This is a genomic window from Fibrella arboris (assembly GCF_041321095.1).
GTDB lineage: Bacteria > Bacteroidota > Bacteroidia > Cytophagales > Spirosomataceae > Fibrella > Fibrella arboris.
Map to the genome: position 1 here is coordinate 221,195 of NZ_JBGGWE010000009.1, position 13,095 is coordinate 234,289.

Genomic DNA, 13,095 nt, shown 5'->3' on the forward strand with positions numbered 1-13,095 from the left:
TATGAATAGAGCGATAAGGTCTTTCCTGATCGCTCTAAATTACTACCCTACTCTACCTTCATCGTACCGTCGACGTATCCGGGCTGGCCGGTTTTGGTGGCGCCTTCTACGACAAAACGGAGGGTGGTTTTGGCGTCGGAAGCGAAGAACGACGTGGTGGCTTTTCCGGTGGCGTCTGTGCGAATGGTAGGCGCCCAGAACAGCGTGGCCCGGTAGTCGGGGCGAACGCGCTCATCGGGGGTGGCAGCGTCGAAGCGGGGAGCGTAGAATTGGCGTTGGGGGGCATACCCCACCACCTTCTCGATCAGCACACCGGGAGCCGCCGGCATTTTGGAATAGTCCTGTTTGGCCGCGCCACCCCGCTTGGTAATGACGTTGATCACACTGCTGGCACCAAGTACCGACGCCCCTGCACCTTTCAGCACGTCGATGTTGGCAACAGTCTGGGGCGGAATATTGGCAATTGCCTGAATATCAGAGCGCATCCCGTCGAGCATAAACATGGGCGCACTGTTCCGAACCGTAACCGAGGGCGTAGGGCCGCCGCCAGTCACCTGCACACCCGCAATACGCCGCAGCAAATCAAACACCGACGTTTGCCCCGCCGCCATCATATCGTCAACCACCAGCGTATTATCGGGCGTACCGTACATCGATCGCTGCTGGGCATAGGGGTCGGCTTTCTTGCCCTTCACCGTCACCGTCTGTAGTTGAATCTCGTTGTTGAGGCTGATCTGCCGTTCAATGTCGAGGTAGGCTTTTTGTCGTTTCAGTAGTTCGGCCAGTTGTTCGTAATCGATAGCCAGGGGCGACAACGGCGGCCGTACCAGACGTACCTGCGGCGAGTATAGCTTGTCGAGCACCACGTTGAAATTGTGGCTCGTTCCGCGCGAGGCCTGAATAAACACGGTGTTGGTGTCGATCAGGGTCATGCCGTGCAGGAAGAAGCGCCCCTCCTGGTCGGCCGTGACCATGCCTGTTTCCCGGCTGCTATCTTTGCGGCTGCGCATCACCAACAGTTCCGTGCCGGGCGCCGGAACCCTCGACGTGCCCTGATACACCGTGCCCGTGAGCGTAAGGCTCGTATCGACCAGGAAGCGGGTAGGCGGATACGTATTCGCCAGAATTTTTTCCCACGTAAACCGACGCCAGCCCTGGGTCATCATCAACAGGTCGAGCTTGACGAGTCGGTCGGTTTTCGACTGATCGAAGTAATAGCCCGGTTGTTCAACGTACCCCGCCAGCTCGGACGTAAGCAACAAAAACGACACCAGCGACCGACCATTTGGCCGAAAAGCAGGCTGCTGACGCGTATCTGTTACAGCCAGCGACAAATTGGCCGCTACGGGAGCCCCTTCGGCATTGGTAGCCGTCACGGTCAGGTCTACACGCTGCCGAACGCCCACGCTGGTGCGGGTTGGTTTCACCGTCAGTTTAAGCACTTCGTTATGGTCTGAATAGGCCAGCCGCTCGCTCACGGGCTTTCCTTTCTCATCAAACAGCGTGATCTGCACAATTCCCTGCGGGCATTTATTCCGGGGAATAGCCACCAGGAAGCGGGGGCGGTTCGTAGGCGCTTTGGCAGCATATACCACGGCCCCGTTTACCTGGGCCACAATAGAGAGCATGGGTTGTGCAGTGGCCGGCCCTGCCGCCGCGCCGGGACTGGTTGCGCCAGCGGCGGCTGTTGCCTCGCCCGAAACGGGTAAGTTATGCATCACGAACACCCGGATGTTTTCTTTGTTGGTCAGGTTATCGACCTGTAGAATGTAGCCGGTGTTTTGCGGCGCTGGCAACGGAAAGGCCGAATAGGTGTCGCCATCTTTCATACGAACATAGGCCGTGTAGGTCTGCCCGGCCTCGGGGGTCAGGGGGAAAGCCCCCATCCCCAGATGCTGACTTGCAAAGCCCGCCACGGTGTCTTTTCGGGCGTTGAGCACGTACCCCGCTACATCGATACCGATACCAGCCGAATTAATGGCCTTGAACGCCATCCGGCCGGGGAGCCCCACCACCCAGTGGCCGCTTTCAGGCAAAAATTGCACGTCGGTTTTCGTTGAAGCGGTTCCCAGCTGAGGCGCAGGTGGGGCGCTGGGTTTCACCACTTCAATCACCTGGTTAAAATACCATTCCTCCGAAAAGTTGCGCATCCAGCTAGTGTAGGCCCGCAGCGTGTATCGCCCCGTCGAGAGGGTGTCGGGGAGCGTCAGATAACCATCCCCATAGCCCCCTTTTGAGCGGATGCGCGTGTCGAGCAGGATTTTCCGGCCGTTGGAACTAACCAGATCAATCCAGACAGAACCGCTGGTGGAATCGGCCCCGTGATTCTCACCGTAGAACAGGTAGCTCTTCATCCAGATCGTTTCGCCGGGCAGGTACGCCACCCGGTCTGTATGCAGGTACACTTTCTCGTAAGGAAACTGCCCGGTGTACCGGTTGAAACTTTCCAGAATACGACTCAGTGGGTCATCCTCGGCAACTCGAAGCGCCGTGAGCGCAACGAGCATGATAGCGATCGGATAGCTTGAACGGAGGTAACGGCGAAAATCAGAACGCATACGGTGGAGCACTTTTTAGCAAGGTCAATACACAACAAAAATACGTCAATTCAACCAATCGAACCGATGGAGCCATTGGTCATAAACCAGACTTTAATCTGTGGGCGGGCAGAAACGAAAGTCCTGCTTACACCTTATTCTACCTTTATCGTAGACGCTGCATGGCCTGGCTGCCCGGCGGCGGTTGCACCTTCCAGCACCAGTTGCAGGGTCGACTGGGCATCCGACGTGTAGAAAGACACCGTGGCCTTACCCGCCGCATCGGTTCGGAGGCGAGGTGCCCAGAACAGGGTAGCCCGGTAATCGGGACGTACTTTCTCTTCGGGCGTGGGCTTGTCATACCGTGGGGCATAGAAAGTCCGCTTCGGCGCAAACCCAACTACTTTTTCAACCCGCACGCCCGGCACCACTTTATTGACGTAATCATTTGTTTCACCGCCCCGTTTCATGATGACGTTGATGCCGCCCCCGGCGCCGCGCGAACCAAGCAGCGCCGCACTCGCCCCTTTGATGACATCGATATAGGCTACATCACTGGGCATGATGCTGGAGATAGCCGATTTGTCGACGGGCATGCCATCAATCATAAACAAAGGCTCAATGACGCCCGAGAAATTGGCCGCCCCCCGAATTTGTACCGTTGGGCTCAGTCCTCCACCCGATACCTGCACACCGGCCACCCGACTGCGCAGAATATCGAATATCGTCAGGGCACCGGCCGCGTTCATCTCATCTACCTTAAGGCTTACATCGGCATTGCTGAATATACCCCGCTGCGTAGCATAGGGGTCGACCCGTCTGGCCTTCACCACTACTGTCTGCAACTGAACTTCCCGGTTACGTCTGATCTGGGCCTCAATAGCCGCGTATTCGCCTTGTCGCTTCAAAAATTCGGCTAATGCAGCATAAGCCAAATCCGTGGGCATCAACGGGGGGCGCACAACCCGGATCTGTGGGGTAAACAGTTTATCGATCGTGATCGAGAAGTTGCGGCCACCGTTGGCCTTTAGGGCCTGTACCAGCACCGTAGTGGTATCGATCAGGTTAGCATTATTCAGAAAGAATCGGCCCTTTTCATCCGAGCTCAGGCTATATAAATCCTGCGTTGAGTCTTTCCGCTGCACCATAATCGTTAATGGCACACTGGGGGCTGGCTCACGTGATGTTCCCCGAAATACGGTTCCCGACAGGGTCAGGCCGGGGTCGAACAGGTAGCGGGCAGGGGGCAGTGAATCCACCAGTACGGCCTCCCAGCTGATGCGCCGCCAACCCTGGGTCATCAGCAGCAAGTCGAGCCTGGCCAGCCGGTCAGTTTGCTGCGGGTCGACATAATAACCCGGCTGTTCAACGTACCCGGTCAGATCGGACGTGAGCAGCAGATACGAGGGCAGCGACTGGGCGAATGGCTTCGGTTGCGGTTGCTGGGCCAGGTCGGTCACAGCCAGTGACAGGTCGGCCACGACAGGCTTGCCGCCCGCGTCGGTAGCCGTCACCGTCAGGTCAACGCGTTTTCGGGGTCCGCTAACCGGTGTATTCGCTGTAACCGACAGATTGAGCAAGTCCTGACGGTCTGAATAAACCAGTCGTTCGCAAACAGGTTTACCCGCCGGGTCGAGCAGGGTTATCTGTACAATTCCTTCCGGGCACTTATCGCGGGGGACCGATACCATGAACTGCTTCCGGCTGGCAGGCCCTCTCAGCGCCAGAACAGGTTGCCCGTTTACCTGTGTCAGGACCGTGAGTCTGGCCACGGCTGTGCCCGATGCCGGCGCAGCCGTGGCAGGCATCGTATTCCCCACAAACACCCGGATATTGTCTTTGTTGCTCAGGTTGTCGACCTGAAGCGTGTAGCCTGTGCTCATGGGAGCAGGCATCGTGTAGGATGTGTATCCCGATGTGCCAGGTATCTGCGCAAAAGCCAGGTACGTTTCCCCCGCTTCAGGCACCAGCGGGAACGTACCCATGCCCAGGTGCTGACTCCGAAATCCCACCACCGTATCTTTCCGGCTGTTGAGCACAAAGCCCGTCACATCGACCCCTACGCCTGCTGCGTTAACGGCTTTGAACGCCACCCGACTGGCTATGCCCGCTACGAGCTGACCACCTTCCGGCAGAAACTGCACATCGGGTGGCGTTTGCTCAACAGACAAACCGCCCATGTCTGCCGATGCACCGTTTGGCGCGACGGTACGCACAACATTGATGGCTTTGTTGAAGTACCATTCTTCCGAAAAATTACGCATCCATCCGGTGTAGGCCCGCAGGATATATCGGCCCATCGGCAGGGAATCGGGCAGGGTCAGGTAGCCTTCGCCATACCCTTCTGTTGACGGGAAACGGGTATCGAGCATAATCTTCTTCCCGTTGGGGCTCACCAGATCGACCAGCATGGTGCCACTGCTGGAGTCGGCTCCCCGGCTGGCCCCGTAGAATAGATAGCTCTTCAACCATATTGTTTCGCCAGCCAGGTACGTTGTACGGTCAGTGTGCAGGTACACTTTTTCGTGCGGGTACTGCTGCTCGTAGGCTCTGATCCGGGTCAGTACCCACTCCAACGGATCGTCTGCCGTTCCGCGCCAGGCAGCCAGCATGGTAACCGACAACAGTAACAGGATAAACAGAAGCCCTTTATAGATTGGTTGCTGAGACATGATTGCTGGTATATTTTCGTTTTCGGTGACGCCAATGGCTGGGTTGGCCCGGAGGGGAAATTAGCGAAAATGCGCCGAATGATTCTACAAATGCTTTCATCAAACACAAATGAATAGTTTCGGTCTAAAAACGGCGTTAGTAGTAGGAGCAACTGGCCTGATCGGCGACATCCTGACGCACCGCCTTGTTGAGTCAACAGCCTACGACCGCGTTCAGGTCCTTACCCGTAAGCCACTAACCTGGCAGCATCCCCGACTACAGGAGGTTCCATTCGACTTCGATCATCCTAATGGCTTGCTGGTCCGGGCCGATGATATTTTCTGTTGCCTCGGTACCACCATCAAAAAAGCGGGCTCGAAAGACGCTTTTCGCAAAGTTGACTATCAGTACCCGCTCGACATTGCCCGGCTAGGGCTGGAGAACGGTGCGTCACAGTTCGCCATCGTCACGGCGATGGGTGCCAGTTCGTCCTCGTCAATTTTCTACAACCAGGTAAAAGGCGATGTAGAGCGCGACCTCACGGCCCTGAATTACCCTACCCTACTGATCTTCCGGCCGTCGCTGCTTTTGGGCGATCGGGGCGAGAAACGATTGGGCGAACGCATCGGTAGCGGTGTCATGCGTCTGGTTGCCCCGCTGATCCCCGCCAAATATAAAGCCATCGACGCCGAAAAAGTAGCCAACGCCATGCTGGCAGCCATGCAGCAGCAACGCACTGGCCAGCACATCTTCCAGTCAGACGAGTTGCAGCGGTATTAATAAACTGCTGGTGTCTTACCTTGTCATATGCTGCCTCTCGGGACGGGTCGCTTTGTAAAGAGCATCAATGGCATTGCTGACGTACCTGGAGCACAGCGTAATAAACCGGACCAATTTCGAGATTGACCTCTCCCGCCTGCTGTAATAAGCGATGTCTTATCAGACTGACTTGAACAGAGCCTCGTCTGAGAGCGTCGGCCAGAGGCGGTGAAACTCTTCAATTAGTTTATCTCTCCCATCCCTCTCATCATCTTTCACAGCTTTCCAACGCTCCATGGAATCACCTACGTTCTTTGCTTGCTCTTTCAGGTACGTTACGTCGCCCTCACCAGCCCCAAGACCGTGCAGATAAGCATCGGTCAACAGGCTTTTTACATTCAGCAGATTCTTATCGTTTACTACGCCGTACTTAATTTCATAAAGAGCGGCCCGAATATGCAGCCTTCGAAAAGGCTCCGTCCGCGTATTCGCCGGAATCGGCATGTTAGGCAATAAATTTGAGTTGGGTCTAATCAGTCGATTCACACGTCCACTCAGGCTCTTCCCAAGATTAGAAGCCTGATTTTCAAGCAATTGATAATCATCATTATTCAACGGATCATATTCCCGGTAGGGGCATTCGTGGTAGGTAGTGCCTTGCAGTTTTACCAGTGCTTCCATACGCGCTTCCGGCTTCACGTCTGGGTCGGCAAAGCGGTTCGAGATGCCAAACGCCAGCATTATCGGTGTTTTGGATTGTACGTGGAAGGCCGCGTCGAGGTGCAGGGGTTGAGGCTCATCGGGGCGGGCATCGACATAAAGGTATAGCCGATTGGGTACGTAGCTAAACGCCCGTCCCCTCAACTCAATCTGACCGGCACATTTGATCGTAAACCGACCATCTTCATAAATCCGAATCGGATAGCAGGCTATCGCGTATTCCTCCAGTTCAATTCGGAGGGGATTGGTTGGTAAGCGCACAACGGCATAGCAACCATACTGGCCAGCCAGTTTTTCGTCGAAACGGAGTTCCTTGGCCTCCTTATTTATCCTGGGCAGGTGCGGCCAACCCAGTTCGGTATAGAGCGGCAGTGTTTCGGAAGGCACCTGCTGATCAACTTCCAACAGATAAGCCCCCAAAGTGGGTTCTTTCTGGAGCAACAACGTACCGAGTTTGTCTGCCGCTAACCATTCACGGTCTAATGGGTCATGCCGTAACGCGAAACGTCCCGACAACAGCTGGGTACGATTCCGGTTTAACCCAGATATCGTACCGACGTACCAGGAGCAATCTGGAGTCGTACTACGTTTGAACTGCATATCGAGTTTGAACCGTTGCGTATCGGAACTGAAATTGAACAAACCCCGATAGGCTATAAAGTCAGGGTTAGTATACGATTCGATCGCTACATAGCCCTGCTCAACGGGACCTTCATCGGCCGCTACATCGGCTTCTTCATCGCTAGTAAGGAGGCTGTCGTTGGCAGGTGGCCAGTCATCCTCCAAGGAGACGGTGCCGCCTGCCTGCCCTAACGCATCAACGACAACCGCCTCATTAATTTCAACCTGCCGGGCGGTGGTTTTTTCGGCCTTCAGTGCGGTATTGTCGTAAGTAATAATGGCAGGGGCCTTGGCCCCGGTTGGCTGCGACAGATCGACGGTGAGGATAAAATGGACCAGATTCCGTTTGATTATATTTCGTTCCTGATCGATAACCGACTGAAAGAAATAGCCATGCAGTGGTTTCCTGAACAGGTGGCTGTGGCGTTTCCAAGCCGCCAAACCATGAATCTTCGTGGGGTCGGCAAACGAGCTCCCAATCCCCAGGGTCGTTCGGGTTTGGTAGGCCACCTGCGTGTGGGCGAAATTCTCCAGATCGGCCCGTTGCTGCTTGAGTGCGTTGGCTCCTTTAGTGGCTTCGCTGCCAGAACGTAGGTATGTGTCGCCAATCAGAAAGGCCCGGCCATGAATAGGGTGCCCATATTTGGGGTCGGCTCCGGCAAAGGTACCGTACAGTACGTTTCGGTCGTCGTGAGCAGGGTCAACAGCCAACACAACCATTAATCGGCTAGGATGGTCGTGGGGGTCGCCTTTGGCATTTGTCTCGGTGAAATACAGATAATAGTTGGTGGGCAGGTTAGTGATTTTCTCGTTGTATTTATCGTTTTTCTGGACTTTGCTCTGGTAGTATCTCCACCGTTCGGGTCCCGGTTTATGACTCGGCTGTACATAGCTGAACGTAGCCTTCTGCCAGTCGCCTAAGATCACCAGGTGCCCCTGTACTACGCGCCCTGTCAGGTCTTTAGTGTCTTCATCGTGGTCGATGAGATGCCAGAAATAGGCGGTGTACCGGCGGGTTTCGTTCAGGGTCGTTTCATCTTTCGGCTTCAACTCATAGCGCCCCTCCTTGACAACTGGGTTTCCCTGCACGTCGTGTTTTACAAACTGCCGGATAAGAGCATTTAGGAAATCCTTTAGGCTCTTCCGGTTCTGAAACGCAAATGACTCTGGCTTGCCCCCTTCTTGTGCAATTATCTGCCGTTTCAGAACCCGCTCCGCAATCTGGGCTTGGGTGGGGTATGTCTTCGCCCCAAGGGGAGTAACCAGGGTTATGTTGTGCTCGGTAAGGTAGGTAAACAAGGCTTCAAGCTCACGGCGCAATGACTTGACATTCTTCCATTTGATGCCGGTGGCTGTCCATTCTGGTCCCAATTCATCCAGTTTCTGCACCATGTCGGCAAACCGGTTATCGGATCCGTATCGCTCGTGAAGCAGCAGGAGTAGGTCAGTCAGTTGGGCGAGTTGTTGGTGTGATAAGTCGAGATCGGCGGAGCTTTTTTTCTTGGACATTTATCGGCACAGTGAGGACAGATTAGAACCAGATGTAAAGCTATTCTAAGTTTTGTCCAGTACAAAATAGAGAATGTCCCGGACAGAAAGAGGGAACGTCCCGGCCAGTTCCGATCTTGTCAGTACCCAAAATTATCTTTGGCCAGACAATTATATTTTCTCCAAAGACAGTAATAAAATAATGTCTAATTCTATTTTATCATACAAAAAGTTTGCCAGACGCTTGACAAGCCGAATTTTCTGTAGTAACGTTGGTTTCCCGTGGGAGGGACCTGCGGAGTGTTTCAAACAATTAATAATAAACAACATGAAAACCTTAGTAACACTGTCCATCACACTTGGCGTCGACGTTCGTCAACACACACGCGTACCTGGCTCGCGCCGCAACGTACCCACCAAAACGACCGTCTTGCCCACGCCTGGGCTTGGTCGTTGGGTTACGTTGAAGAAACACGGCAGCCACTTTCTGATCGGGGTCATGGCCCATCTGGTCGTGATTCTGTTGCTTGGTTCTCACACGTTAACCCAAATGGTTGTATGAAAAAACACCCCCGCCTTGTGCGCGTTTGCATTCAGCTCATCGTCTTTCTGCTGGCCTGCAAACTAGTCATGATGAATGGGCTTGCCCGGCTCCCCATTCGGCACACTACCCTAACCGAGGTTGCCATCGCATAATCGGTGAAAACGTTTCCGCATATGACATACAATGTACTCTCAGACCCCGGCCCCACCGGGGTCTTTTCAGTTGCTACATCCCCGTTCGCCCTTTAGCTCGCGGGCGGTTTGGCCTACTTTGGCTTGCTGGGTACGTTGCACGGTGAGGCTGTGGGCGGGTCGAAGTCGGCTAATTGCTGGCTTGCGACCTGAATGGGCTTCTTCGGCCTGCCCGTAATGAGCGTTGGTGGCATCGAAGCCAGACTAGAGGGCGTTGGCGCGGTTGCTAATTTCGCTGACCGGTTGGCGGTAGCGGGCAAGCAGGTCGGCAAGGTAGTGGGTTTCGCCCCGGCAAGGGCGTTGATTATTCGGAAGCTTTCGGATCCGAGCCGACCCGAAGGCGGTCGGCGGCTTGTCAAAGGTTATTTTCGAGTTGTTTGCGTTGGGGTCAAGCTTTTTCTACTCACCAATGACTGGGCTACAAATTGCATTATTTTGAGCAAACGCCCTCGGATTCAAAGATCCGTGAGTGGACTGGCGGGCATTATGTTGGTAAAAATCAGCACATCAAATATAGCACCGATTGCAGTAGGGGCGGGTGGGCAGGTACGTCGGCGATCCGCATCCTAAGCAGTTTTCGGGTCGCTCCCAGCAGAAAACGCTGGTACTGGGCACTTACCAGCGTTGTGGCCTTATATTTGCGCTTGCTTCATGTAAAGAGTGAAAGAATGGACGAGTGAAAGAGTGACTCTTCAAAACACCTACGAACAGGCTGTTTGTTACTGTAGAGAATGGTCACTCTTTCACTCTCCCCTTCTTTCACTCTTTTGTAGCTTACTCGTTCGCCTTCATGCATATTCTTAAATTCGGCGGTACGTCGGTTGGCTCCATCGAGAGCATCCGGCAGGTTATCCGCATCGTTGCTACCCACCGCAGTCAGGAAACACCCATTGTCGTTGTGCTGTCGGCCATGGGCGGCGTTACTAATCAGCTCATCGAAATTGGCCGGATGGCGACCAATGGCCAGATCGACTACATGGAACTGGTTCGGCGCATCGAAGACCGGCATTTCAACGTCGTGAAGGCCATTATTCCGGTGAAAGAGCAAAGCCGGGTATTTGCGGCCGTTCGCGGGGTGATCAATGAGCTGGAGGATTTGCTCCGGGGCGTATCGCTCATTCGCGAACTGACGCCCCGCACGATGGACCTCATTATGAGTTTCGGCGAACGGCTATCGAACCTGGTCGTGGCTGAATGCACTAAATCGACGGGTATTCCCGCCGCGTTCTGCGATGCCCGCGATTTGATCAAAACCGATGGTCAGTTTGGTCATGCCGAAGTGAATTATACGCTCACGAATCCACTGATTCAGGGGTTCTTCGGGAGCCATTCAGGGGGAGCCAGCCCCGCCGGAGCGGGGTCGTCGCCCGTTCAATTTGTGACGGGCTTTATTGGGTCGACCGAAAAAGGCGAAACAACCACGCTGGGCCGGGGCGGTTCCGACTACACCGCCAGTATTCTGGGGGCAGCCCTCAACGCCGAGGTGATCGACATCTGGACCGACGTTGACGGCATGATGACCGCCGACCCGCGCAAGGTGCCCAACGCCTTCAATATTCCGACGATTACGTACGCGGAAGCCATGGAGTTGAGCCATTTCGGGGCCAAAGTGATCTATCCGCCCAGCCTCCAGCCCGCCTTTGCCCGTAATATCCCGATCCGCGTACTCAACACGTTTAATGCCGACCATCCAGGTACGTTGGTAAGCCGGACCGCCGACCGTCGGCAGTACACGATCACGGGTATTTCGAGTATCGACGATGTGGCGCTGGTCAACGTGCAGGGATCGGGGATGATCGGCGTGGCGGGGGTATCGGCCAAGCTGTTCGGCATTCTGGCCCAACACAAAATCAGCGTCATCCTGATCTCGCAGGCCTCGTCGGAACACTCCATCTGCTTCGCCATCGACCCGAAAGGCGCCGACCGGGTTCGGGCTATTCTGGACGATGAGTTTGCGACCGAAATCGCCAGCGGACATATCGACAACATCAGCATCGAGCGCGACCTGAGCATCATTGCCACCGTAGGCGAAGGCATGCGTAAATCGTCGGGTATTGCCGGTAAGTTGTTTTCGGTGCTGGGCAAAAACGGGGTCAACATCGTGGCCGTGGCGCAGGGATCATCGGAAATCAACATCTCGGTCGTGGTCACGAAAAATAACCTGTCGAAAGCGCTGAATGCCCTGCACAACGTTTTCTTCCAGTCGGAAGCCCGCGTACTGAACGTATTTCTGGTCGGTACCGGTCTGATCGGGCAAACGCTATTGCGGCAGATCAACGCACAGGCCGAGTTCCTGCGGCAGGAAAAACTGCTGAAAATCTGCGTAGTCGGCCTGTCGAACACCCGGAAAATGGTGCTGAATCCGAACGGGCTGGACCTGCATACCTGGAAAGAGTTTCAGCAAACAGACGGTGTAACCACGTCGTTACCAGCTTTCTTCGAGAAAATAAAGTCATACAACCTGCCCAACTCGGTCTTTATCGACTGCACGTCAGACAAAGACATTGTGCAACATTACGAATCGCTGCTCGACGCCAACATTTCGGTGGTGACGCCCAATAAAGTGGCTAATTCCGGTTCGTATGCCGAGTACCGCCGCCTGCAACGCACAGCGCTGAATCGCGGCGTAAAATTTCTGTACGAAACCAACGTGGGGGCGGGCTTGCCCATCATCAACACACTTCAGGGCCTGCTCACCTCCGGCGACCGGTTCCTGAAGATCGAAGCAATTCTGTCCGGTACGTTATCGTATATTTTCAACACGTTCAGGCCAGGTACGTCGTTCGTTGACGTGGTGCGTGAAGCCAAGGAAAAAGGCTACACCGAACCCGATCCACGCGACGACCTCAGCGGCCAGGACGTGGCCCGTAAAATCCTGATTCTGGCCCGTGAGGCCGGGTTTCCACTGGAGCCGGAAGACGTAACGGTAGAAAACATTCTCCCCCCTTCCTGCCTCGATGCGCCTACGATCCCCACCTTTTTCGACGCCCTTAAAGCCGAGAACGATTACTTTGAGCGTATACTGAACGAAGCCGCCGCCAATGGCGAAAAACTGCGAATGATTGCCACCTTCGAGAACGGCAAGGCCGTGATCGGCCTGCGTGGCGTTGGTCCCGAACACCCCTTTTACCAACTCACCGGCGCCGACAATATCATTTCGTTTACGACCGAACGCTACAAAGAACGCCCGCTGGTGATCAAAGGCCCTGGTGCCGGTGCCGAAGTAACGGCCTCCGGTGTCTTCGCCGATCTGGTCAGCATCGGGAGCTATCTGGGGTAAGATTAGGTTATCTTCGTGTTAATGAGTGCAACCAATCATGAGCGAGAATCTGCTACAACGAATTACGCTAAACCCGGACATCTGTCATGGTAAGCCTACTATTCGGAACATGCGTTACCCGGTAACGATGGTTCTAGATTTGCTGTCTGCCGGCATGACAACGGAAGAGATTCTGGCAGATTATCCGGCCCTGGAAGAGGCAGATATAAGAGCTTGTTTTGCCTACGCTGCCCGACTTTCTGATGTAAAAAGCATTCACCGTATGCTAGCGTGAAGTACCTTATTGATGCCTAACTCCCGTAT

The 13,095-nt window shown here is 54.7% G+C and carries 9 protein-coding genes; 6 read left to right on the forward strand and 3 right to left on the reverse strand.

The window, feature by feature from the left end:
* Window positions 1-47: 47 nt before the first annotated feature.
* The gene (locus tag ACAW75_RS17055; RefSeq protein WP_370729951.1) at window positions 48-2,507 is read right to left on the reverse strand and encodes an MG2 domain-containing protein; all 2,460 of its coding nucleotides are present in this window, start codon (window positions 2,505-2,507) and stop codon (window positions 48-50) included.
* Window positions 2,508-2,692: 185 nt separating this feature from the next.
* Window positions 2,693-5,209 (reverse strand): TonB-dependent receptor plug domain-containing protein, encoded by a 2,517-nt coding sequence (locus tag ACAW75_RS17060; protein ID WP_370729952.1) that lies wholly within the window; start codon window positions 5,207-5,209, stop codon window positions 2,693-2,695.
* 109 nt (window positions 5,210-5,318) lie between these two features.
* Here ACAW75_RS17060 and ACAW75_RS17065 point away from each other — a divergent pair, with 109 nt between their 5' ends.
* A complete protein-coding gene (locus ACAW75_RS17065) occupies window positions 5,319-5,969 on the forward strand; it encodes an oxidoreductase (RefSeq protein WP_370729953.1) in 651 nt (216 codons plus the stop codon).
* A gap of 159 nt (window positions 5,970-6,128) precedes the next feature.
* Here ACAW75_RS17065 and ACAW75_RS17070 read toward each other — a convergent pair whose 3' ends face one another.
* Window positions 6,129-8,798, reverse strand: coding sequence for a hypothetical protein (locus ACAW75_RS17070; RefSeq protein ID WP_370729954.1), 2,670 nt, complete (start codon window positions 8,796-8,798; stop codon window positions 6,129-6,131).
* Between the two features lie 307 nt (window positions 8,799-9,105).
* Between ACAW75_RS17070 and ACAW75_RS17075 the strand changes: the two genes are divergently transcribed.
* The 5 genes from ACAW75_RS17075 (at window position 9,106) to ACAW75_RS17095 (ending at window position 13,066) form a co-directional block, all read left to right on the forward strand.
* Window positions 9,106-9,339, forward strand: coding sequence for a hypothetical protein (locus tag ACAW75_RS17075; protein WP_370729955.1), 234 nt, complete (start codon window positions 9,106-9,108; stop codon window positions 9,337-9,339).
* Window positions 9,336-9,473 (forward strand): hypothetical protein, encoded by a 138-nt coding sequence (locus ACAW75_RS17080; protein WP_370729956.1) that lies wholly within the window; start codon window positions 9,336-9,338, stop codon window positions 9,471-9,473. The genes ACAW75_RS17075 and ACAW75_RS17080 overlap by 4 nt, the downstream gene beginning before the upstream one ends.
* 192 nt (window positions 9,474-9,665) lie before the next feature.
* Entirely contained in the window at window positions 9,666-10,082 is a 417-nt protein-coding gene (locus ACAW75_RS17085) for a hypothetical protein (protein ID WP_370729957.1), read from the forward strand.
* A 220-nt stretch (window positions 10,083-10,302) separates the two neighbouring features.
* Window positions 10,303-12,792 carry a bifunctional aspartate kinase/homoserine dehydrogenase I gene (thrA, locus tag ACAW75_RS17090; protein ID WP_370729958.1) on the forward strand — a complete coding sequence of 830 codons (2,490 nt, stop codon included), beginning with the start codon at window positions 10,303-10,305 and terminating at the stop codon, window positions 12,790-12,792.
* 37 nt (window positions 12,793-12,829) lie between these two features.
* Entirely contained in the window at window positions 12,830-13,066 is a 237-nt protein-coding gene (locus ACAW75_RS17095) for a DUF433 domain-containing protein (protein WP_370729959.1), read from the forward strand.
* Window positions 13,067-13,095 lie beyond the last annotated feature (29 nt).

Coding starts and splice junctions, on each gene's coding strand:
- ACAW75_RS17055 (WP_370729951.1), bottom strand. CDS start 2,507: ATGCTCGTTGCGCTCACGGCGCTTCGAGTTGCCGAGGATGACCCACTG.
- ACAW75_RS17065 (WP_370729953.1), top strand. CDS start 5,319: ATGAATAGTTTCGGTCTAAAAACGGCGTTAGTAGTAGGAGCAACTGGC.
- ACAW75_RS17070 (WP_370729954.1), bottom strand. CDS start 8,798: ATGTCCAAGAAAAAAAGCTCCGCCGATCTCGACTTATCACACCAACAA.
- thrA (WP_370729958.1), top strand. CDS start 10,303: ATGCATATTCTTAAATTCGGCGGTACGTCGGTTGGCTCCATCGAGAGC.
- ACAW75_RS17095 (WP_370729959.1), top strand. CDS start 12,830: ATGAGCGAGAATCTGCTACAACGAATTACGCTAAACCCGGACATCTGT.
- ACAW75_RS17075 (WP_370729955.1), top strand. CDS start 9,106: ATGAAAACCTTAGTAACACTGTCCATCACACTTGGCGTCGACGTTCGT.
- ACAW75_RS17080 (WP_370729956.1), top strand. CDS start 9,336: ATGAAAAAACACCCCCGCCTTGTGCGCGTTTGCATTCAGCTCATCGTC.
- ACAW75_RS17060 (WP_370729952.1), bottom strand. CDS start 5,209: ATGTCTCAGCAACCAATCTATAAAGGGCTTCTGTTTATCCTGTTACTG.
- ACAW75_RS17085 (WP_370729957.1), top strand. CDS start 9,666: ATGGGCTTCTTCGGCCTGCCCGTAATGAGCGTTGGTGGCATCGAAGCC.